Annotated in this window: 23 protein-coding genes; 12 read left to right on the top strand and 11 right to left on the bottom strand. The window is 65.8% G+C overall.

From position 1 onward, the window contains the following. Positions 1 to 12 precede the first annotated feature (12 nt). Both rnc and lepB read right to left on the bottom strand, forming a co-directional pair. Positions 13 to 699, bottom strand: coding sequence for a ribonuclease III (gene rnc, locus I6N89_RS16005; protein ID WP_207019420.1), 687 nt, complete (start codon positions 697 to 699; stop codon positions 13 to 15). Continuing rightward, complete coding sequence (gene lepB / locus I6N89_RS16000) at positions 696 to 1529, bottom strand: signal peptidase I (RefSeq protein ID WP_207019419.1); 834 nt, start codon at positions 1527 to 1529, stop codon at positions 696 to 698. Before lepB ends, rnc begins: the two co-directional genes overlap by 4 nt. Positions 1530 to 1728: 199 nt before the next feature. Between lepB and glpD the strand changes: the two genes are divergently transcribed. Together glpD and glpK are read left to right on the top strand one after the other, a co-directional pair. Then, positions 1729 to 3333 carry a glycerol-3-phosphate dehydrogenase gene (glpD, locus tag I6N89_RS15995; RefSeq protein ID WP_328805892.1) on the top strand — a complete coding sequence of 535 codons (1605 nt, stop codon included), beginning with the start codon at positions 1729 to 1731 and terminating at the stop codon, positions 3331 to 3333. A gap of 94 nt (positions 3334 to 3427) precedes the next feature. Beyond that, positions 3428 to 4912, top strand: a complete 1485-nt coding sequence (glpK, locus tag I6N89_RS15990; RefSeq protein ID WP_207019417.1) for a glycerol kinase GlpK — start codon at positions 3428 to 3430, stop codon at positions 4910 to 4912. A gap of 59 nt (positions 4913 to 4971) precedes the next feature. Here the strand turns inward: glpK and I6N89_RS15985 are convergent, their stop codons facing one another. The 6 genes from I6N89_RS15985 to I6N89_RS15960 all read right to left on the bottom strand — a co-directional run bounded on the left by I6N89_RS15985 (position 4972) and on the right by I6N89_RS15960 (position 10840). After that, positions 4972 to 5262: a 4a-hydroxytetrahydrobiopterin dehydratase gene (locus I6N89_RS15985; RefSeq protein WP_207019416.1), complete on the bottom strand. Its 291-nt coding sequence runs from the start codon at positions 5260 to 5262 to the stop codon at positions 4972 to 4974. Then, positions 5259 to 6458 (bottom strand): GNAT family N-acetyltransferase, encoded by a 1200-nt coding sequence (locus I6N89_RS15980; RefSeq protein ID WP_207019415.1) that lies wholly within the window; start codon positions 6456 to 6458, stop codon positions 5259 to 5261. Before I6N89_RS15980 ends, I6N89_RS15985 begins: the two co-directional genes overlap by 4 nt. A 49-nt stretch (positions 6459 to 6507) precedes the next feature. Next, positions 6508 to 7263 (bottom strand): glycerophosphodiester phosphodiesterase family protein, encoded by a 756-nt coding sequence (locus I6N89_RS15975; RefSeq protein WP_207019414.1) that lies wholly within the window; start codon positions 7261 to 7263, stop codon positions 6508 to 6510. A 3-nt stretch (positions 7264 to 7266) separates the two neighbouring features. Further along, the gene (locus I6N89_RS15970) at positions 7267 to 7728 is read right to left on the bottom strand and encodes a RidA family protein (RefSeq protein ID WP_207019413.1); all 462 of its coding nucleotides are present in this window, start codon (positions 7726 to 7728) and stop codon (positions 7267 to 7269) included. A 77-nt stretch (positions 7729 to 7805) separates the two neighbouring features. Then, on the bottom strand, positions 7806 to 9113 hold the full coding sequence (locus I6N89_RS15965; protein WP_207019412.1) for an HlyD family type I secretion periplasmic adaptor subunit: 1308 nt from the start codon (positions 9111 to 9113) through the stop codon (positions 7806 to 7808). Continuing rightward, on the bottom strand, positions 9110 to 10840 hold the full coding sequence (locus I6N89_RS15960; RefSeq protein WP_207019411.1) for a type I secretion system permease/ATPase: 1731 nt from the start codon (positions 10838 to 10840) through the stop codon (positions 9110 to 9112). Before I6N89_RS15960 ends, I6N89_RS15965 begins: the two co-directional genes overlap by 4 nt. Positions 10841 to 11011: 171 nt before the next feature. Here I6N89_RS15960 and I6N89_RS15955 point away from each other — a divergent pair, with 171 nt between their 5' ends. Continuing rightward, positions 11012 to 11791, top strand: a complete 780-nt coding sequence (locus tag I6N89_RS15955; protein WP_207019410.1) for a VacJ family lipoprotein — start codon at positions 11012 to 11014, stop codon at positions 11789 to 11791. Then, positions 11791 to 12393: an MlaC/ttg2D family ABC transporter substrate-binding protein gene (locus tag I6N89_RS15950; RefSeq protein ID WP_207019409.1), complete on the top strand. Its 603-nt coding sequence runs from the start codon at positions 11791 to 11793 to the stop codon at positions 12391 to 12393. Before I6N89_RS15955 ends, I6N89_RS15950 begins: the two co-directional genes overlap by 1 nt. A gap of 52 nt (positions 12394 to 12445) precedes the next feature. Here I6N89_RS15950 and I6N89_RS15945 read toward each other — a convergent pair whose 3' ends face one another. After that, positions 12446 to 12934, bottom strand: a complete 489-nt coding sequence (locus I6N89_RS15945; protein ID WP_207019408.1) for a peroxiredoxin — start codon at positions 12932 to 12934, stop codon at positions 12446 to 12448. An 88-nt stretch (positions 12935 to 13022) separates the two neighbouring features. Between I6N89_RS15945 and I6N89_RS15940 the strand changes: the two genes are divergently transcribed. From I6N89_RS15940 to I6N89_RS15930, 3 genes are all read left to right on the top strand, one after another. Then, on the top strand, positions 13023 to 14231 hold the full coding sequence (locus I6N89_RS15940) for an NAD(P)/FAD-dependent oxidoreductase (protein ID WP_207019407.1): 1209 nt from the start codon (positions 13023 to 13025) through the stop codon (positions 14229 to 14231). Next, positions 14228 to 14785, top strand: coding sequence for a 16S rRNA (guanine(966)-N(2))-methyltransferase RsmD (gene rsmD / locus I6N89_RS15935; protein WP_207019406.1), 558 nt, complete (start codon positions 14228 to 14230; stop codon positions 14783 to 14785). The genes I6N89_RS15940 and rsmD overlap by 4 nt, the downstream gene beginning before the upstream one ends. A 91-nt stretch (positions 14786 to 14876) precedes the next feature. Then, entirely contained in the window at positions 14877 to 15845 is a 969-nt protein-coding gene (locus tag I6N89_RS15930) for an MBL fold metallo-hydrolase (RefSeq protein WP_207019405.1), read from the top strand. Between the two features lie 61 nt (positions 15846 to 15906). Here I6N89_RS15930 and map read toward each other — a convergent pair whose 3' ends face one another. Continuing rightward, complete coding sequence (map, locus tag I6N89_RS15925; RefSeq protein ID WP_207019404.1) at positions 15907 to 16764, bottom strand: type I methionyl aminopeptidase; 858 nt, start codon at positions 16762 to 16764, stop codon at positions 15907 to 15909. Between the two features lie 154 nt (positions 16765 to 16918). Here map and I6N89_RS15920 point away from each other — a divergent pair, with 154 nt between their 5' ends. Beyond that, positions 16919 to 17791, top strand: coding sequence for a mechanosensitive ion channel family protein (locus I6N89_RS15920; RefSeq protein WP_207019403.1), 873 nt, complete (start codon positions 16919 to 16921; stop codon positions 17789 to 17791). 62 nt (positions 17792 to 17853) lie between these two features. Here the strand turns inward: I6N89_RS15920 and sfsA are convergent, their stop codons facing one another. After that, positions 17854 to 18561, bottom strand: a complete 708-nt coding sequence (gene sfsA, locus I6N89_RS15915) for a DNA/RNA nuclease SfsA (protein WP_207019402.1) — start codon at positions 18559 to 18561, stop codon at positions 17854 to 17856. Between the two features lie 49 nt (positions 18562 to 18610). Between sfsA and I6N89_RS15910 the strand changes: the two genes are divergently transcribed. From I6N89_RS15910 to I6N89_RS15895, 4 genes are read left to right on the top strand one after another with little or no spacing between them, the layout of a single operon-like run. Further along, positions 18611 to 19333, top strand: a complete 723-nt coding sequence (locus I6N89_RS15910) for a competence/damage-inducible protein A (RefSeq protein WP_207019401.1) — start codon at positions 18611 to 18613, stop codon at positions 19331 to 19333. Beyond that, positions 19330 to 20061: a GNAT family N-acetyltransferase gene (locus tag I6N89_RS15905; protein WP_207019400.1), complete on the top strand. Its 732-nt coding sequence runs from the start codon at positions 19330 to 19332 to the stop codon at positions 20059 to 20061. The genes I6N89_RS15910 and I6N89_RS15905 overlap by 4 nt, the downstream gene beginning before the upstream one ends. Continuing rightward, positions 20058 to 20627, top strand: coding sequence for a peroxidase-related enzyme (locus I6N89_RS15900; RefSeq protein WP_207019399.1), 570 nt, complete (start codon positions 20058 to 20060; stop codon positions 20625 to 20627). Before I6N89_RS15905 ends, I6N89_RS15900 begins: the two co-directional genes overlap by 4 nt. Next, positions 20599 to 21519, top strand: a complete 921-nt coding sequence (locus I6N89_RS15895) for an OmpA family protein (RefSeq protein WP_207019398.1) — start codon at positions 20599 to 20601, stop codon at positions 21517 to 21519. The genes I6N89_RS15900 and I6N89_RS15895 overlap by 29 nt, the downstream gene beginning before the upstream one ends. The last annotated feature ends 6 nt before the right edge of the window (positions 21520 to 21525 follow it).

Raw genomic sequence — 21525 nt, 5'->3', positions numbered from 1 at the left:
GCCGCGCTGCGGTCAGTCACCCTTGCCAACCTTGTTGAGCAGCGCCGCCGCCGCCTGTTGCTCGGCCTTGCGCTTTGAGCCGGCGGTGGCCTGCGCGGTCTGACCGCTCTCCAGCCGCGCTTCGATGGTGAAGACCGGGGCGTGATCCGGGCCGGAGCGTTCGGTCTCGACATAGGAGGGCGGCGCCATGCCGCGTGCCTGTGCCCATTCCTGTAGCGAGGTCTTGGCGTCGCGCGCATCGGCCTCGACCTGCGCGACCCGGTCGCCCCAGAGCCGCAGGATCATCTCCTTGGCCGCGTCGAACCCGGCATCGAGATAGACCGCGGCGATCACCGCCTCCATCGCGTCGCCGAGCAGCGCCATCTTGCGCCGCCCGCCCGACATCATCTCGGACCGCCCGAGTTTCAGCGCCGCGCCCAGATCGACCTCGCGCGCCACCTCGGCGCAGGCCTCCTTGCGCACCAGCGCGTTGTAGCGCGGCGCGAGCTGGCCTTCGGAGGCCTTGCGGTCACCGGCCAGCAGCGCCTCGGCCATCACCAGCCCGAGCACCCGGTCGCCGAGGAATTCCAGCCGCTGGTTGTCCTCGCGGCCCGGCGCCGACATAGAGGAATGCGTCAGCGCCCGGCGCAGCAGGTCGGGCCGCTCGAAACGCAGGCCGAGACGCGCCTCGAGCGCTTCTATCTCGGCAGAGCGCTTCATTGCAGCTTGTGGAAGAAACGGTCGGCGCGCCAGGTCCAGAAGAACAGCATGGAACGTCCGGCGGAAGAGAACACCACCCGGTTCGCGCGGCCGATGAGGTTTTCGAAGGGCACGAAGCCGACGCCGCCGGCAGCATTGGGCACGCGGCTGTCGGACGAGTTGTCGCGGTTGTCGCCCATCATGAAATAGTTGCCGGCGGGCACCGTGTAGACGCGGGTATTGTCCGAGCCCTGCATCGCGATGTTCAGAATATCATGGGTCTTGCCGTTCGGCAGCGTCTCGGTCCAGCGCGACTTTTCGCAGACACCGCCGGTGCCCACGGGGCCGTTTTCGCAGCGCGGGCGCAGCTGTTGCGGGCCCTGCGGTTCAGCGATCTCGGTGAAGGTGCCGTTGCGCTCGACCTCGACCGGCTCGTCATTGATGTAGAGCAGCCCGTTCTTCACCTGAATGCGGTCGCCCGGCAGGCCGATCAGCCGCTTGATGAAATCGCGGCCCGTGACCGGGTGGCGAAAGACCACGATATCGCCGCGCTCGGGCTCGGAGCCGAACAGGCGCTCGTTGTCGCCGCCGAGCCAGCCGCAGACATCTTTTGCGTCGATGTCAATGCCGATGGCGGGCAGGCGGATCGAGGGGCAGGAGGCGTAGGAATAGCCGTAGCTCATCTTGTTGACGAAGAGGAAATCGCCGATCAGCAGCGTGTCCTTCATCGAGCCGGAGGGGATCCAGAAAGGCTGGAAGAACAGGGTCCGGAACACGCCCGCGATCAGCAGCGCATAGACCACCGTCTTGACGGTTTCCAGAAACCCGCCCGCCTCTTTCTCTTTCGCCATAAGACTTGCCTTTCGCTCCCTTTGCCCCAGGCTTCATGGGCGGGCGGTCGGAGACTGTCAAGCCAGCCACCGGCCCAGGATGCCGCCTGTCCCGGCATTGTGAGGCCGGTCTATGGTGAGATCCGCCCTGCGCGTTGCGATATGCGGCGGGCTTTGTCATACCTTGGGAAACGCAGAACGGAACCAAAGGACGAGATGCGTGACGGATCAGCACGAGAGTAAGCCAACCGACCTTTTCATCATCGGCGGCGGCATCAACGGCTGCGGCATCGCCCGCGACGCGGCGGGCCGGGGCCTGTCGGTGAGCCTGGCCGAAATGGGGGATCTGGCCTCGGCCACCTCCTCGGCCTCGACGAAACTCTTTCATGGCGGGCTGCGCTATCTGGAGTATTTCGAATTCCGGCTGGTGCATGAGGCGCTGGCCGAGCGCGAGGTATTGCTGCGCGCGATGCCGCATATCAGCTGGCCGATGCGCTTCGTGCTGCCCTATCACCCTTCCATGCGGTTCGAGAGCGAGACGCCGACCTCGAAGCTGCTGACGCTGGTCATGCCCTGGATGAAGGGCCGCCGTCCGGCCTGGCTGATCCGGCTGGGGCTTTTCATGTACGACCATCTGGATTTCGGCCGGCGCAAGCTGCTGCCCGGCACCAGTTCGCTGAGTCTGCGCGGCACGCCCGAGGGCGAACCGCTCGATGACCGGTTCGAGAAGGCCTATGAATATTCCGATTGCTGGGTGCAGGATTCCCGGCTGGTGGTGCTGAACGCCCGCGACGCCGAGGCGCGCGGCGCAAAGATCATGACGCGGACCAAGGCGCTGTCGGCGAAGCGCGAGGGCGATCTCTGGCGGGTCGAGGTGGAGAACACCGAGACCGGCGAGCGCTCGGTGCATTTCGCCCGCATGCTGGTCAATGCCGGCGGGCCCTGGGTGGGCGATGTCATCCAGACCACCGTGCATCTGAACGTGCGCGAGGGCGTGCGGCTGGTGCGCGGCAGCCATATCGTGACGCGTAAGCTCTACGATCACGACAAATGCTATTTCTTCCAAGGCACAGACGGGCGGATCATCTTTGCGATTCCCTATGAGGAGGATTTCACCCTCATCGGCACCACCGATGCCGAGCATCACGACCCCGATGCGCGCCCGGTCTGCACCCCCGAAGAGCAGCAATATCTGATCGACTTCGCCAACCGCTATTTCAAGCGCGATATCAGCGCCGAGGATGTGGTCTGGACCTATTCCGGCGTGCGCCCGCTCTATGACGACGGTGCCTCCAGCGCCACGGCGGCGACCCGCGACTATACGCTGAAGGTCGAGGGCGGCGGCGCGCCGCTGCTCAATGTGTTCGGCGGCAAGATCACCACCTACCGCCGGCTGGCGGAAAGCGCTCTGGGCAAGATCGCCGAGCAGCTCGGCGACGTGCCGGACGCCTGGACGGCGGGTGTGCCGCTGCCCGGCGGCGATTTTCCGGTGAATGGCGGGCCGCGCCTCGTGGTCAGCCTGCGCTCGGCCTATCCGTTCCTCAACGAGCACTGGGCGCGCCGCCTTGTGCGCACCTACGGCAGTGAGACGCGCGCGCTCTTGGGCGATGCGGAGAGTGCCGAGGCGCTGGGGCGCGATTTCGGCGCCACGCTGACCGCCGCCGAGGTCGATTGGCTGATGGACCGCGAATACGCCCGCAGCGCCGAGGATGTGCTCTGGCGGCGCACCAAGCTGGGGCTGCATTTCTCGGAGCCGCAGGTGGCGGCGCTGCAAAGCTACATGCAGGCGCGCGGTGCCGGAAAAACCGTCGACAGCAGCGTCTGAGGCGCGGGAGGCGCCTGTCCGCGCGCCGGTGTGACAAAGCGGGCGGTCCCCCGTGACGCGATCGCGGGGGCGCAGGACCAATGGGAGGACCGCGATGAGCCATATTCTTGCAATCGACCAGGGCACGACGTCCAGCCGGGCGATCCTGTTCGACGAGGCGCTGAAGATTGTCGCGGTCTCGCAGGAGGAGTTTCCGCAGCATTACCCGGAGTCGGGCTGGGTCGAGCACGAGTGTTCGGATCTCTGGACCACCACCGCCGCCACCTGCCGCGGGGTGATGGAAAAGGCCGGCGTGCGGGCGACCGATATCGCCGGGATCGGCATCACCAACCAGCGCGAGACCACGCTGGTCTGGGACCGCAAGACCGGCAAACCGATCCACAACGCCATCGTCTGGCAGGACCGGCGGACCTCGGCCTTCTGCCACGAGCTGAAGGATGCCGGGCACGAGCCCACGGTGACGGAAAAGACCGGGCTGCTGCTCGATCCCTATTTCTCCGCCACCAAGGTGGCTTGGATCCTCGATCATGTGGAGGGCGCCCGCGCCCGCGCCGAGGCCGGCGAGCTGGCCTTTGGCACGGTGGATAGCTGGCTGATCTGGAATCTCACCGAAGGCCACACCCATGTGACCGACGCCACCAACGCGGCGCGGACGATGCTCTACGATATCCGCAAGGGGCGCTGGTCCTCGACCATGTGCGAGATGCTGGGTATCCCGATGTCGATGCTGCCCGAGGTCAAGGATTGCGCCGCCGATTTCGGCATGGCGCGGGCGGATCTCTTCGGCGCCGAGATCCCGATCCTGGGCGTGGCCGGCGACCAGCAGGCGGCGACCATCGGGCAGGCCTGTTTCAGCCCCGGCATGCTGAAATCCACCTACGGCACGGGCTGTTTCGCGCTGCTCAACACCGGCGAGGAGCTGGTGACCTCGCAGAACCGGCTGCTCTCGACCATCGCCTACCAGCTCGACGGCAAGCGCACCTATGCGCTTGAAGGCTCGATCTTCATCGCCGGCGCGGTGGTGCAATGGCTGCGCGACGGGTTGCGCATCATCCGCGATGCCAAGGAGACGCAAGCAATGGCGGAGGCGGCGGACGCGTCACAGGGGCTGGTGCTGGTGCCGGCCTTCACCGGGCTCGGCGCGCCCTACTGGAACGCCGAATGCCGGGGCGCGGTCTTTGGCCTCACGCGCAACAGCGGGCCGCAGGAATTCGCCCGCGCGGCGCTGGAGAGCGTGGGCTATCAGACCCGCGACCTGCTGGAGGCGATGCATGCGGACTGGTCCGGGGCCGGCGAGGCCGCGCTGCGCGTCGATGGCGGTATGAGCGCCAGCGACTGGGCGATGCAGTTCCTTGCCGATATCACCGGCGCGCCGGTGGACCGGCCGCAGGTGCTTGAGACCACGGCGATGGGCGCGGCGTGGTTAGCCGGGCAGCGCGCGGGGATCTATCCCGACATGGCGGGTTTTGCCGAGACCTGGGCGCTGGAACGTCAGTTCGATCCGGCGATGGAGGATGCGGCGCGCGAGGAGAAATACGCCGCCTGGAAACGCGCGGTGGCGGCGGCGCAGGCGTTCTGAACGCCTGCCAGCGTGTCAGGATGGGCAGCGGCTGCCCATCCGCTCGGGGCCACTGCTGCTCAGAGAGAGTCGAACTTGCGAGCCAGCTTGGCGTCGAGCGAAGACAGCCCGTCGACATCGTGGGTCGACAGCACCACATCCACGGTCTTGTAGACATTCGTCCATTCCGGGTGGTGGTTCCATTTTTCGGCCCACATCGCGGCGCGGGTCATCCAGGAAAACGCCTCGGTGAAATCCTCGAAGACATAGCGCTTGTGAATCGCGTCGCGGTCTTCGAGCATCTCCCAGCCGTTCTCAAGCAGCGGGGCGAGAATGGTGGCTCGTGCGGTATCGGAGAGTTTTTCGGTCATTCCTGTTCTTCCCTGTGGTCTTTGCGGAAGGGCCCGTAAGCGGTGAGAATCTCGATATCTTCTCCCACCGCGCGGCGCTCTTCCTCTAGATAGCGCGCCACCGCCTTGGCAAAACCCTGATCGGCCAGCCAGTGCAGGCTGTGGGTCTCGACCGGCAGGTATCCGCGCGCCAGCTTGTGCTCGCCCTGCGCCCCGGCCTCGACCCGTGCCAGCCCATGGCGGATCGCGAAGTCGATGGCCTGATAATAGCAGGCTTCGAAATGCAGGCAGGGGTGATCTTCGACGCAGCCCCAGTAGCGGCCATAAAGCGCCTGGCGTCCGATGAAATTCAGCGCCCCGGCCACGTAATGCCCGTCGCGCTCTGCCATGACCAGCGCGATATCGTCGCGCAGCGTGTCATGGGCAATCTCGAAAAACGCCCGCGTCAGATAGGGAGAGCCCCATTTGCGCGCGCCGGTGTCCTGATAGAAATGCCAGAACGCATCCCAGTGCTCTGGCCGGATCTCGTCGCCGGTCAGCATGCGGATGGAGCCGCCAAAATCGTGGGCGGTGCGGCGTTCCTTGCGGATGTTCTTGCGCTTGCGCGAGCTGAGGCTGGCGAGGAAGGCGTCGAAATCCGCGTAATCGTGGTTTTCCCAGTGAAACTGCTGCGTCACCCGCCGCAAAAGCCCCATGCGCTCGCCGGCAATGGCCTCGGCCTCGGTGCAGAAGGTGACATGCAGCGAGCTGAGCCCGTTCTGTGCGGCGAACTGCGCCGCCCCCTGCACCAGCGCCGACATGCCGGCCACGTCCTGCCCCGGCTTGCTCAGAAAGCGCCTGCCGGTGGCGGGGGTGAAGGGCACGGCGATCTGAAGCTTGGGGTAGTACTCGCCGCCTGCGTTCTCATAGGCATGCGCCCAGGAGTGATCGAAGATGTATTCGCCCTGGCTGTGGCCCTTGGCATAGAGCGGCGCCACGGCGATGATCTCGCCATCGGCCTCGGCGGTCAGATAGCGCGGCTCCCAGCCGGTGCCCGGCCCGACCGATCCCGATGCCTCCAGCGCGTGCAGAAAGCGCCAGGTCGTGAAGGGATCCTGCGGACGCCCGCCATCCGCGACCTCGGGACAGGCGCAGGCATCCCAGTCGCTTTGCGCGATCTGGTCGAGCGACGTCAGGACATTGACGGCGATGGTGGCGCCGGAGCTTTGATCTGTCATGCGTGGGTGTTCCCTGCCTGCCTCTAATCTGGCCTGCATGCGCCGGGGATCAAGCGGCGTAGCCCTCGAATGTGATGTTCTGTGCGACCTTTCGCGCCTGCGCCTCTTCGGCGGGCGTGCGGATCGTCCAGCACAGCACCGGCGTGCCGGCGGCGCGCAGCGCGGTGACGCGCGGATTGTCGAGATCGCGCCAGTGATGGCTGATAAAGCTCGCACCTGTGCGCTCGAAATCCGGGATGCCGCGCAGCCGTTCGCGGGTGGCGGGCGGCAGCGTCGGGTAATCCTCCGCCGTGAAGGCGCAGGTCGTGAGCCCGCGCGGCAGATCGGGCGCCAGCCGGGCCAGCGCCGCCACTGAATGCGGATTGAAGGACATCAGCGCCACCGGCCCGTCATAGCCGCTGAGCGCCGCCACAGCCGCGCGTTCCAGCGCACCCACATCCGGGCCCATGGCGCCGTCCTGATCCTTGAACTCGATGAGCAGCGGCGCCTTGCCCGCCACCAGCGCCAGTACCTCCGCCAGTGTCGGGATGCCGGCCTGACCGTGGCGCAGCGCGATCGTGCCCAGCTCCGCCGCGCTGCGCTGGCGCACGGGGCCGCTTTGGGCGGTCAGGCGCGCCAGGTCGTAATCGTGAAAGACCATCGCCTCGCCATCGGAGGAGAGCTGAAGGTCGATCTCGATGCCGTAGCCCGCCGCCACCGCCGCGCCGATCGCCTCGACGGAGTTCTCGGGCCGGCCTGATGCGGCATCGTGCAGCGCGCGATGGGCGATGGGCCGGTCGAGAAAGGCGGCGGGCAGCGTAGGCATGGCTCAGGCCAGCTCGAAGATCGCGTCGATCTCGACCGCAACGCCCAGCGGCAGCGCGCCAGCCGAAACCGCTGCGCGGGCATGGCGTCCGGCATCGCCCAGCACCGCGACAAAGAGGTCGGAAGCGCCGTTGATCACCTTGGGCTGGTCGGTGAAATCGGGTGTCGAGTTGACGAAGCCGGTCAGCTTCACCACGCGCTTGATCTTGCCCAGATCGCCACCGCAGGCTGCCTTGGCCTGCGCAAGAAGGCTCAGCGCGCAGGCAGCGGCGGCCCTCTGGCCGGTCTCGACATCGAGCTCGGCGCCGATCTTGCCGAGGATCAGCCCGTCCGGCCCCTGGCTGATCTGGCCGGAGATGTAGAGCATATTGCCGCTTTGCACATAGGGCACATAGTTCGCGGCGGGGGCAGGTGCGTCGGGCAGGGTCAGGCCCAGTTCGCTCAGGCGGGCGTCGATATCGGACATGGTTGTCTCCATTGGTTTTCCGGCGCGAAGCTAGCCGCCCCGCGCCGCAATGGAAATAGCCCTCTGACAGAGGCGGCTCAGCTCTCGCGGAACGCCTTGGAGAAGTAATCGGTGAAGGGTTTCACCAGATAGGCCAGCGGTGTGCGGTCGGCGGTGCGCAGGAACGCCTCGACCGGCATGCCGGGGATCAGAGTGGTGTTCTCGGGCAGCTTGGCCATCTCGCCTTCGTTTAGAATGATCTCGGCCCGGTAGTAGCTGACCGAGGTGTTCTCGTCGGTGAAGGCGTCCGCCGAGATCTGGGTGACTGTCCCGAAAAGCTCGGGCGTCATACGCTGATCGAGAGCGGCAAAGCGCAAGGCCACTTCCTGTCCGACATGCGTCTGGTCGATATGGATCGGTTCGACATGAACCGCGATCACCAGAGGCCGGTCCTGCGGCACGAGATACATTACCGGCTCTGCGGCGCGGATCACCGAGCGCGGCGCGAAGACGGTCAGGCCATAGACCACGCCCGAGACCGGCGCGGTGATTTCCATACGCTTCAGCTGCTCTTTCAACGCCTGACGCTGCTCGGCCAGCTCGCGCGAACGGAACTGCATGTCGCGCAACGTGGTGATCGCTTCCTCGCGGCGGGTGGTGTCGAGCTTCAGGATCTCGATCTCGATCTCGGTGATCTGCCCCTCGGCCTGCGCCTTTTGCGCGATGAGTTCGCCGCGCGACCCCGCAAGCCGCGCCCGTTCGCGCTGGAGCGCGAGCACTCGGCTGGCCTGCGCAAGTCCGCGGTCGAGCAGCGATTGCTGGTCCGTCAGTTCCCGGTCGATCAGCGCGAGCTGGTCTTCCAGTGCCGACGTCTGCGCCTCGACCCCTTCGATCTGGTTGCTGATCTGGTCGCTGCGCTTGCCCAGCTGCTCGATCTCGCGCGCGACGGAGTCGCGGCGTGCGAAGAACAGGTTGCGCTGGCCGTCGACAAGCTCGGCGATTTCCGCGTCTGCGCCGGCCAGTTCCAGCAGTTCGTCGGAAAAGATCAGCTCGTCGTCGCCGTCGCGCTCGGCGGTGAGACGAGCCCGGCGCGCCAGAAGCTCGAAATACTGTCCCTCGACGATCTTGAGCTCAGATTGCAGCAGCGTCGGATCGAGCCGGATCAGGATCTGTCCCTTCTCCACCACGTCGCCCTCATCGACGAGAATCTCGGCGACGGTGCCGCCATCGGCATGTTGTACGACTTGGCGGTTCTGATCGACCTGGATCTGACCGCCGGCGATGATCGCGCCGGAGATCTCGGTTGTTGCCGCCCAGGTGCCGAAGCCGCCCACGAGCACCAGAAGCGCGAACAGGCCGTACATCATCGGCTTGCGCAGCGGAAAATCCTTGTCCGTCGTGCTCATCTTACACCTCCCGGCCCGGCGTGCTGGGCGAGCTGTTCGTGATTCTTCACCATACTGCGCAGCACCTCGTCCTTGGGCCCGAAGGCAACGCGCGTGCCGTTTTCCAGCATCAGCAGCATATCGCATTCGCGGATCGCGGCAGGGCGGTGGGCCATGATGATGACCGATCTGCCCTGATCCTTCATCCGGCGGATCGCCTGGTTCACCGCCTCCGATCCCTCGTTGTCGAGATTGGAGTTCGGTTCGTCGAGGACGAGGATCACCGGGTCGCCATACATTGCCCGCGCCAGGCCGATGCGCTGCAACTGCCCGCCCGAAAGCCGGCCGCCAGTGGCGGAGACCCGTGTGTTGTAGCCGTCGGGCAACTTGAGGATCATCTCATGCGCGTCGGCTTTCTTGGCGGCTTCGACAACCTGTTCGGCATCGGGCGCCTCGGAAAGCCGCGCGATGTTCTCGGCGATGGTGCCCTCGAACAGGGCCACGCGCTGTGGCAGGTAGCCGATGTGACGGCCCAGAGCCTGCCCGTATTGCTCGATCGAGGCGCCGTCGAGCCGTATCTTGCCGCCGGCCGGTCGCCAGACGCCGGTCAGTGCCCGCGCAAGCGTCGATTTGCCGGCGCCGGAAGGGCCGATCACGCCGAGCGCGTGACCCGGTTGAAGGGTAAAGCTCACAAGTCGCAAGGCGGCCTGATGCTCGCCCGGCGGCACCACCGTCGCTTGCATCACTTCAAGCTGCGCTTTTGGCTGTGGCAGCGGAAGGCGCTGTTCCTCGGCGGGCACTTCGGTGAGAAGCTGAGCCAGGCTGTCCCAGCCCTTGCGTGCGCGGGTCACCATCGGCCATTGCCCGACGGCCAGCTCGATCGGCGCCAGCGCTCGGCCCATCAGGATCGAGCCGGCGATCATCGCACCCGCCGTCAGCTCGCCCTGAAGGACGAGATAGGCGCCGAGCCCAAGCATCGCCGATTGTAGGAACAAGCGAAAGGTCTTGGTCACCACGGTAAAGGTGCCGACGATATCGGTCGTGCCGATCTGTCCCTTGAGCGAGGAGGCGCGCGCCTTGTGCCAGCGCTGAAAGGCTTCCTCGCGCATGCCGAGCGATTGCACCATCTCGGCCTCGTTGCGGATCTGTTCCGAGGTATGTTCGGCGCGCAGCATGGCGCGGTTCGATTTCAGCGTCGGCTGGCGGCTGAGCAGCTGGTTGAAGCCGGTGATGATGATCAGTGTCACTCCGCCGGCTACGGCGAGATAGCCGAGCCAGGGGTGGAAGACGAAAATGCCGGCGATGAAAAACGGTGTCCAGGGGATATCGAACATCGCCATCAGTACCGGTGAGGACATCAGCCGCTGCACCGATTCGAGATCGCGCAGACCGGTCGCGGCGAGTTCGTCGGGCCGAACCGCCGAGCGGCGCATGACCGCGTCAAAGACCCGCACATCCATTGCGGCCTGAAACCGCGCTGCGACCCGGGCCATGACCCGCCCGCGGGCATAGTCGAGCAACCCCATCATGCCGTAGAGAAACACAACCAGAACCGAGAGCGCTAGCAGCGTCGCCTCCGATCGCGAGCCGAGAACGCGGTCGTAGACCTGAAGCATATAGAGCGGACCCGTCAGCATCAGGAGGTTCACAAAGAAACTGAAGATTGCGACGAACCAGTAGTAGGCGCGGCTTTGCTTGCGCGCGGCCAGAAGTTCCTCGCGGCCGGCCTCGTGGGATGATTGTTGCATGAGCGCGTCGGCTCTCCTGTCGGTAATTCGTATACCTGTATCATGCACAGGCAATGGTTTAATGATCGTTCTGTCATCAAATCGTGACGGTGACGGCGCGGCCCGCAGGGTGGTTGGATCGCGGACCGTCTGCAATTATGAAGCCTTGTATAACAAGAACAGGAATTTCCAATGCCATTTCTCTGTCTGACGGACCGGACGCGGACGATCAGAACCGGTTTATTTCTGGCTGCGGTCCTGCTCGTTTCGGCTTGTGCGGTGCCCGGGCCGGGTGAGGCGCCGGGCGGCATATACGACCCCAATGAGGGCGCGAACCGCAGGGTGCACGCGTTCAACAAGCGGCTCGACGGCGCGCTGTCCGGCGGCGACGGTCCTGGGCTTGCCGCTTCGGTACCCGCGCCGGTGTCCGCAGGTATCGGCAATTTCGCCGATACCGTATCGCTGCCGCAGACCGTGGTGAACCAGATCCTTCAGGCCCGGCTGGGCCGCGCCGCGCGCAACACATTGCGGTTCTCCGTCAACGCCACCATCGGGCTCGCGGGCCTCTTCGATGTGGCCACCGAGATGGGGCTGCCCGAGGATGACAGCGATTTCGGCGAAACCCTCTATGTCTGGGGCCTGCCCGAAGGCGCCTATATCGAGCTGCCGGTGCTGGGTCCGGCGACCGAGCGTGACGCCGTGGGCAAATTCTTCGATCTCTTCACCGATCCGGTCAGCTACCTGGTGGACCGCCCGGATCGCTACTACGCCACCGGCGCACGGGTCGCGGACAAGGCGCTCAAGCGCGCCGAGTACGGCGACAGTATCGACGCGCTTCTTTACGGCAGCGCCGACAGCTATGCGCAGCTGCGCATGATCTATCTTCAGAACCGACGTTTCGAACTGGGAGATGAAACCTCGGGCGGTGAGGACTATATCGACCCCGAAGCACTGGATACGGAGGGTTTCTGATGGCGCAGCAACTGTTTTCGCGGCGCGGCGTTCTGGGCAGCACGGTCGCGGCGGGCCTCATGGCAGCACTGCCCGGCGCCGCGCTGGCGGTTACCGCGGGGCAGGCTCAGGGGCTGGTCGACCAGCTTGTGGGCGAGATCAACCGGGTGATCGACTCCGGTAGGTCGGAAGCGGCGATGATCGGCGATTTCAAACGCATTTTCGAGCAATACGGCGACATGCCCTATATCGCCGCCTATGCGCTCGGCGCCGACGGGCGCAGCGCCAGCACGTCGCAGAAAAAGGCGTTCTCGGCCGCGTTCTCGGGCTATATCTCGCGCAAATACGGCAAGCAGTTCCGCAAGTTCATCGGCGGGCGGCTGGAAGTGAACGGCTCGAAGAAGGTCAAGAACGCCTATCAGGTTTCGACCACCGCCTATCTGCGCGGTCAGGCGCCTTTTGAAGTCACGTTCTTCGTCGGCGAGAAATCGGGTCGGTTCTACAACATGTATATCGAGGGCGTGAACATGCTGCTGACCGAGCGCACCGAGATCGGCGCCATGCTCGATCGGCGGCGCGGCGATCTCGATGCGATGATCGAAGACCTCAAACGCGCCGGCTGAGGCAAAGCGGGCGCCCCGTGAGGCGCCCGCGATGCATCGTCTCAGTGTCGGCTCACATAGCGGCGAGCAGGCCCTCGCCGGCCGATATCTCGCATTCGCCGGGGCTCGATTCAGCGTGGAACAGCGTGACCACACCGTCTTCGACCAGCATCGCATAGCGCTTGGAGCGCGCGATGAGCCCCGCCGGCGGCGCGGTGAAATCCATGCCGATGGCCTTGGTGAACGCGCTTTCCGCATCCGAGAGCATGGTGATCCCGGCCTCGGTGGCGCCGGTCGCCTCGCCCCAGGCCTTCATCACGAAGGGATCGTTGACCGAGACACAGATGATCTCGTCCACGCCCTTTTCTGCAAAGCCGTCCTTGGTCCGGATGAAGCTCGGCACATGCGCCGAGTGGCAGGTGGGGGTGAACGCCCCCGGCACGGCGAAAATCACCACTTTGCGTCCGGCAAGCTTGTCTTCGAGCTTCACCTGTTCGGGGCCTTCGGGGCCCATCTGGCTCAGCGTTGCGCCGGGCAGTGTATCGCCTTTGGAAATGGCCATGGTCGCGCGTCTCCCTAGATTGCGTTTTCCACGCACCGGGATATAGGCTGCGCGCAAACAAGACCAAGGAAAAATAAGGGAGCCAGGGATGGGCGATGTTGTGGCGATCGGTGGTGGGCAGGCCGCCGCTTCGCTGGTGGCGAGGCTGCGGGCAAAAGGCTTTGACGGCGCGATCACGCTGATCGGCGCGGAACCGGTGCCGCCCTATCAGCGCCCGCCGCTCTCCAAGGCCTATCTGCTGGGCGAGATGGAGAAGGAGCGGCTGTTTCTGCGCCCGCCCGCCTTTTACGACGAGCAGAACATCACCCTGATGCTGGGCGAGCCGGCGATTGCCGTGGACACAGAGGCGCGGCATGTCATCGCCGGCGGGCGCGAGCTTTCCTATGACGATCTGGTCTTCTGCACCGGCTCGGCGCCGCGCCGCCTGCCGGCGGCCATCGGCGGCGATCTCGACGGCGTCTTTGCGGTGCGCGGCATCGCCGATGTCGATGCCATGCGCGCGCGCTTTGCCAAGGGCGCCCGCGTGCTGATCGTTGGCGGCGGCTATATCGGGCTGGAGGCGGCGGCGGTCGCCTGCAAGCTGGGGCTCAAGGTCACGCTGGTCGAAATGGCCGACCGCATTCTTCAGCGTGTCGCCGCCCCGGAGACGGCGGACTATTTCCGCGCCCTGCACAGCGCGCGCGGCGTCGAGATCCTCGAAGGGGTCGGGCTCGGCCGTCTGACCGGCAGCGAGGGCCATGTGACCGGCGCCGAGCTGACCGACGGGCGCAGCCTCGCGGTGGATTTCGTCATTGCCGGTGTCGGCATCCTGCCCGAGACCGCGCTGGCCGAAGCCGCCGGCATCGCCATCGAGAACGGCATCCGCACCGATGCGATGGGCCGCACCTCGGCGCCGCGTGTCTGGGCGGCGGGCGATTGCGCCTCGTTTCCGCAGGGCGATGCGCAGCTCCGTCTGGAGAGCGTCGGCAACGCCATCGACATGGCCGAGGCGGTGGCCGACAATATCCTGGGCGCGGGTAAAGCGTATGTGCCCAAGCCCTGGTTCTGGTCCGATCAATACGATGTGAAGCTTCAGATCGCCGGGCTCAACACCGGCTATGACCGCGTGGTGGTGCGCAAGAGCGGGGCGGCGGTATCGCATTGGTATTACGCCGGCGAGACGCTGCTGGCGCTCGACGCGATGAACGACCCGCGCGCCTATATGGTCGGCAAACGGCTGATCGAAGCGGGCAAGTCGCCCGACCCCGATGCGGTGGCCGATCCGGGCACCGAACTGAAAACGCTGCTGACAGCATGAGGATTATTGCCGGAGAGTGGCGCGGACGGGCGCTGACCGCGGTCGGCAAGGGCGATCCCCGCGCGCATCTGCGCCCGACCACCGACCGGGTGCGCGAAAGCCTGTTCAACATGCTGGCGGGCGGGCGGTTCGGCGAGCCTTTCGGCGGCGCGCATGTGCTGGATCTCTTTGCCGGCACCGGGGCGCTGGGGCTGGAGGCGCTGTCGCGTGGGGCGGCGGATTGCGTCTTTGTCGATGACGGGCGCCGGGCGCAGACGCTGCTGCGCGACAATATCCGCCTGCTGGGTTGTGGCGACCGGGCGCGGGTGATCGCGCGCGACGCCACACGCCTGCCGCCGGCGGAAACCGCCTGCGATCTGGTGTTTCTGGACCCGCCCTATGGCAAGGCGCTGGGCGCCGCCGCTCTGGGCGCCGCTCGGACCGGCGGGTGGATCGCGCCGGAGGCGCTGGTGGTCTGGGAAGAAAATGCGCCGCAGCTGGCGCCGGAGGGATTTTCCCTGCTCGACACCCGCCGATATGGCGACACCCATGTGACGGTACTGCGCGCCGACTGAGCCCCCGGCGGTGCCTTGGCACTGGTAATCGGGGGTGTCTCGGGTATCCTATTCACATATGCTCATATTTGCGAATATAGGGAGGCTCCGCATGACACTCTTCAGGCCCTCGCGCCGCGACATCCTTGCCATGGCCGCCAGCGCGCCTGCGCTGACGCTGCCCGCCATGGGCCGCGCCGAGCTGGGCGCGCCGGCAATGGCCAACCCGTCGCATTTCGCCTTCACGCTGGGCGAGGCGAAGCTCACGGTGATTTCCGACGGCTCGCTGCAACTCGCCGCGAACGGGCTGGGGGTGAATGCCGATCCGGAGGAGGTGAAGGCGTTTCTGGAAAGCTATTACCTCTCGATCGAGACCAATTACTCCCACACCAACCATCTGCTGGTGGAGCTGGGCGCGGCGAAGGTTCTGGTCGATGTCGGCTCGGGCAACCGGTTCCTCGACACCGCCGGGCGGCTGATGCGCAATCTCGACGCGGCGGGGGTGGATCCGTCCACCATCACCCATGTGGTGATCACCCATGCGCATCCGGATCACATCTGGGGCATCCGCGACGATTTCGACGAGGCGATTCTGCCGGATGCGGCCTATTTCATCGGTCGGGCCGAGCGCGATTTCTGGATGCAGGACGGGCTGGCAAGCTCGGTCCCGGCGGAGATGCAGCAATTCGTGGTGGGGGCGCAGAATTCCATCGCGGTGGATGGCGCCGAGTGGGAATTGCTCTCGGATGGGCAGGAGGTGGCGCCGGGGATCCGGGTGATCGACACGCCGGGCCATACGCCCGGGCATATGAGCGTGATCGTGGAGTCGGGCGGGCAGCAGCTGCTCGCCACCGGCGATGCGATGAGCCATATCTATACGAATTTCGCCCATCCCGGCTGGTATAACAACTTCGATATGGATGGCGACGTGACGGTGGCGACGCGCAAGCGCTTGCTCGACATGGCGGTGGCCGACCGCATGGCGGTGCTGGGCTATCACTTCCCGTTTCCGGGCCTGGGTCATGTGATGAAGGATGGCGAGGCCTACCGCTTCGTGCCGGCGCTCTGGAAGTGGGACTGAGGCGAGGAGCGACCGCAAGGGCGCGAGGAGCCGCTCCTCCGCCCTGGCGGGCGTCTTCGCGTCAGCTTTCCCAGGTCGGGTGGAATGTGCCCGCCGGCGACAGGGTAAAGATCTCCACCCCGTCCGCGGTCACGCCGACCGAATGTTCGAACTGTGCCGAGAGCGACTTGTCGCGGGTGATCGCCGTCCACTCGTCCTTCAGCACCTTGGTTTCGGGCCGGCCCAGATTCACCATCGGCTCGATGGTGAAGAACATGCCTTCCTCGAGCCGCGGCCCGCTGCCGGCACGACCGTAATGCAGCACGTTTGGCGGCGCGTGGAACACCCGCCCCAGCCCGTGGCCGCAGAAATCGCGCACCACCGACATGCGGTTGCCTTCCACATAGCTCTGGATCGCATGGCCGATATCGCCGAACGTATTGCCCGGCTTCACCGCCTCGATACCGATCATCAGCGCGTCATGGGTGACCTGCATCAGCCGCTGCGCATAGGGTTTCGGCTCGCCCGCCACATACATGCGGCTGGTATCGCCGAACCAGCCATCGACGATCACCGTCACGTCGATATTCAGGATATCGCCGTCGATCAGGCTGTCATCGCTGCGCGCATGGGTGTCGTTCTTCCATTTCGGGATCTTGTTGCCCGGAATGCCGTGGCAGACCACATGGTTCACCGAAATGCAGCTGGCGTGCTGATAGCCCTTGTAGCCGATGGTGGCCGAGGTCGCCCCGGACTCTTCGACCGCACCGCGAATGAACGCCTCCAGCCCGGCGGTGGTCTGGCCGGGATAGACATGCGGCGCCACCTCGTCGAGGATGCGCGCGGCAACGGCGCCGGCCTTGTGCATGCCGGCGAAATCGGCGGTGTCGTGGATGCGGATACCGTCCCGGGTGAGGCGGCCGCCGGTGTCATGTCTCAAGGCTGCGCGCTCCGTTCTGCGTGAATGCTTCCCATTTAATGCGTCTTGCCCGGCAATGCCAGAGGCAGTGTCCAGAGGCTTTCCTGCGACGGAAGCGTTGCCTCTCGCACCCGCAGCAGCACATAAGGCGATATCAGAACGAGAGAGAGGACATATGGAAACGCTGCGCAATCTCCTGGACATGCAAATCTACGACGGGAAATCGGTGTCGGACCTGCTGACGCTTGAATTCCTCGCTCAGCTTCTGGGCAATGTGGTCGCCGCCGTATTGCTGCTGATCGTCGGCTTTTTCCTTGCCGGCTGGGTCAAGCGGCGCATCGTCGCCATTGCCAAACGCAGCGCCAGGCTGGACGAGACGCTGTTTCACTTCCTCGGCAATCTGGCGCGCTACACGGTGCTGCTCTTTACCGCGCTCTTCGTGCTGAACAGTTTCGGCGTGCAGACCACTTCCATCGTTGCCGCCATCGGTGCCGCGGGCCTCGCCATCGGTCTCGCCTTGCAGGGCACGCTGTCGAACCTTGCCGCCGGCGTGATGATCGTGATCTTCCGCCCGATCAAGATGGGCGATTTCATCGAGGTCGCGGGCGAGATGGGCACCGTCAAGGACATCACGCTCAACACGATCGAGCTCGCCTCGCTGGGCAATACCCAGATCATCATTCCCAATTCGCAGGTCTGGGGCAATGTGATCGAGAATTTCTCGGTCTACAAAACCCGCCGCGCGGAATGGAGTTTCGGTGTCGGCTACGGCGCCAATCTGAAACAGGCCGAAGAGGTGATCCGCGACACGATCCTGTCCGATCCGCGCGCCAAGACCGATCCCGAACCGTTCATCCAGGTCACCAATCTGGGCGACAGCTCCGTCGATTTCCTCGTCCGGGTCTGGGTCGACAGCGCCGATTTCTTCCAGTTCCAGGCGGATATGACCCGCAAGGTGAAAGAGGCGCTGGATGCCGCCGGCGTGCCGATCCCGTTCCCGACGCGCACGCTTATGGTCGAGAAGGGCAGCGCCGTCGAAAGCGCGTAAGCCTCCGGACGCGGCGCGGGCGCCCTGCGTCGCGGGGAGTATTTGAAAGAAAGATGAAAGGCTCAGGGGGCGCGGAACGGCAGGGCGCCCCCGAGCGTGATGCCTTCGGGAGAGATCGCGCAACCGAAGGCCAGCACCTCGACGCCCTCATCCGTGGCGGCGGCGAAGGCGCGCGCATAGGCCGGGTCGAGATCGGCGGCCAGCGTCACCTCGGAGCAATCGGTGCGCTGCACCAGATAGAGCATCACCGCGCGGTGCCCGGCGCGCACCATGGCCGAGAGCTCGGCCAGATGTTTCGCACCGCGCGCAGTGACGCTGTCGGGAAATTCCGCCAGACCGGGCTGACGCGACAAGGTCACCGATTTCACCTCGACATAAGCATCTGGCCGGCCCTCGCCCGAGAGCAGGAAGTCGATGCGGCTCTTCTCGCCGTATTTCACCTCGGGGCGCACGGTCGCATAGCTCTCCAGCCCCGGCACCGCCCCCGCCTCCAGCGCCGTGCGCAGCATGCGGTTGGGCACGCCGGTATCGACCCCGGTAAAGGCGCCCGTATCATGCTCGACCAGCCGCCAGGCGTATTTCAGCTTGCGCTTGGGGTCGTCATTGGGCTCGAGCCAGATCTTCAGCCCCGGATCCTTCAGCCCCAGCATGCTGCCGGGGTTGGCCACATGCGCGGTGATCTCGCGCCCGTCCGCCAGCCGCGCATCGGCGAGGAAGCGCTTGTAGCGGCGGAGCAGCGTGGCAGGGATCAGAGGGGTTTGAAAGCGCATGAACGCGGGCCTATACCATTGCGAGAGCCGCGCCAAGGAGAGCCAAGACATGACCAATCCCACCGCCGCGATGATCGTGATCGGCGACGAAATCCTCTCGGGGCGCACCCGCGACTCCAATATGCATCACCTCGCGCGCGCGCTGACCAAGGTGGGGATCGATCTGGGCGAGGTGCGCGTGGTCTCCGACGACCGCGAGGCCATCGTCGGCGCGGTCACTGCGCTCAGCGCGGCCTATACCCATGTCTTCACCTCCGGCGGTATCGGCCCGACCCATGACGATATCACCGCCGATTGCGTCGCCGCCGCCTTTGGCGCCCATATCGACGTGCGCGACGACGCCCGGGCGCTGCTTCAGGCGCATTACGACCGTCAGGGCGTCGAGTTCAACGACGCCCGCAAGCGCATGGCGCGCATCCCCGACGGTGCCACGCTGATCGAGAATCCGGTCTCCATCGCGCCCGGTTTCACCATGAAGAACGTGCATGTCATGGCCGGCGTGCCGGCGGTGTTCGAGGCGATGGTGGCCAGCGTGTTGCCCACACTCACCGGCGGTGCGCCGCTCTTGTCGCAGAACCTGCGGATCGAGCGCGGCGAGGGCGAGATCGCCGGGCCGCTGGCGGAGCTCGCGGGCGAGTTCAGCGATCTCTCCATCGGCTCCTACCCCTATCAGCGCAACGGCGTCTATGGTGCCAATATTGTCATTCGCGGCCAGGACGGCGCGCGGGTCGACGCGGCGATGACCCGGCTTTGCGAAATGTTCCCCGGATGAGCCCCGGCCTGCCCGAGCTCTACGACGTCATCGACGGCACATGGCCCGCCGCGCGCCGCATCGACGCCGGCCCCTGGTGCCTGCGCGAGGGCAATGGCGGCGGCAAGCGCGTCTCTTGCGCCAGCGCCGAACGCGTCTGGACGACGGACGATCTGCCCGCCGCCGAGAAGGCCATGCAGATGCTGGGGCAGGATCCGCTCTTCATGATCCGCGACGGCGAGGATCGGCTCGACGCGGCGCTGGCTGCGGCGGGTTACGACAAAATCGATCCGGTCAATCTCTGGCGCATCCCCGTCAGCGGCCTGACTGATCGCAAACTGCCGCGGGTGACCGCCTTTGCGGTCTGGGAGCCGCTGGCGATCATGCGCGAGATCTGGGAGGAGGCCGGGATCGGCGAGGCCCGCCAGCGTGTGATGGAGCGGGTGAAAGGCCCCAAGACCGGAATCTTCGGGCGCGAATCCGACCACCCGGCGGGCACCGGCTTTTGCGCCATTCATGACGGCATCGCCATGGTGCATGCTTTGGAAATCCGCGCGCCGCATCGCGGCCGGGGGCTCGGCAAGTGGATGATGCGCTGCGCCGGGGTCTGGGCGCAGGAGCAGGGGGCGGAGTGGATGTCGGTGCTCTGCCTTCAGGACAACGCCCCGGCCAACGGTCTCTACGCTTCCCTTGGGTTCACGCTCGTGGGACAGTACCATTACCGTATCAAACCCGAAGGCCTGACATGACCAAGGATCTGCCCACCGCGCTCAACCTGCCCATGGTGGAGCCGTTGCCGCCCGAGACGCAGAAATATTTCGACATCTGCGACGAGAAGCTGGGAATGGTGCCGAACGTGCTCAAGGCGCATGCCTTCGACATCGCCAAGCTGAACGCCTTTACCGGGCTCTATAACGAGCTGATGCTGGCGGAGTCGGGGCTGAGCAAGCTGGAACGCGAGATGATCGCGGTGGTGGTCTCGTCCATCAACAAATGCTTTTACTGCCTGACCGCCCATGGCGCGGCGGTGCGAGCGCTGTCGGGCGATCCGAAGCTCGGCGAGATGCTGGTGATGAACTGGCGCGTGGCCGATCTGCCCTATCGCCAGCGCGCCATGCTGAGCTTTGCAGAGAAGATGACCAAATCCAGCGCCGAGATCGCGGAATACGACCGCGAGGCGCTGCGCGATGCGGGGTTTTCGGATCGTGACATCTGGGACATCGCCAATGTCGCGGCCTTCTTCAATATGACCAACCGGGTGGCCAGCGCCACCGATATGCGGCCGAATGACGAATATCACGCGCAGTCTCGCTAAAGCGTCGCTGCTGTTCTGCCTCGCGGCCCCCGTACAGGCTCTGGAGCTGGCGTTGCCCTCGGGCACGCGGCTGATGGCCGAGACGGTGACCGATCCGGGCAGCTATGCGGTGCCGCTGGGGCCGTGGCGAGAGGAGACCGGCGTGCCGGTTACCCGCGCCGAGGGCCGTATCGCGCGGCAGGCCTGGCGGATCGACGCCTCCGACCTCACCACGTTGCAGATTCTGGCGCCGTTGCGCGCGCAGGTCACGGAGGCCGGGTACGAAATCCTGTTCGACTGCGCCTCGGCGCGCTGCGGTGGGTTCGACTTCCGGTTCGGCACCGAGGTGATGCCGGCGCCCGAGATGTATGTCGACCTGACCTCCTTCCGTTTTCTCGCGGCGCGCGGGCTGGAGGGCGATTACCTGACGCTGCTGGTCAGCCGCTCGAACGCCGCGGGCTATGTGCAGGTCATTCGGGCGGGTGTTGCCTTGCCCGCGGAGGAGATTGTGGCGCCGATTGCGGCGCCCGAGCCGGTCGCAGAGATCGCCGCGCGGCTGGAGAGACAGGGTCATGTGATCCTGCGCGATCTGAGGTTCGAGAGCGGTTCCGCGTCGCTCGGGGGCGGCGCGCTGGCCTCGCTCGACGCGCTGGCGGAATATCTGCGCGACAATCCCGGGCGTCGGGTGCTTCTGGTCGGGCATACTGATGCTGTGGGCTCGCTTGCGGGCAACACCGCGCTGTCACGCCAGCGCGCGGCGGCGGCGGTGGCCTATCTGAACGAGCGTGGCGTGTCCGAGGGGCAGCTTGGCGCCGAAGGGGCGGGGTATCTGGCGCCGGTGGCGAGCAATCTCACGCAGCAGGGCCGCGACGAGAATCGCCGCATCGAGGCGGTGTTGCTGCCGGAGGGCTGAGCCTGG

It is taken from the genome of Salipiger abyssi (assembly GCF_017311415.1).
In the GTDB taxonomy this organism is placed as follows: domain Bacteria; phylum Pseudomonadota; class Alphaproteobacteria; order Rhodobacterales; family Rhodobacteraceae; genus Salipiger; species Salipiger abyssi_A.
This window is presented reverse-complemented; position numbering and strand designations above follow the sequence as displayed.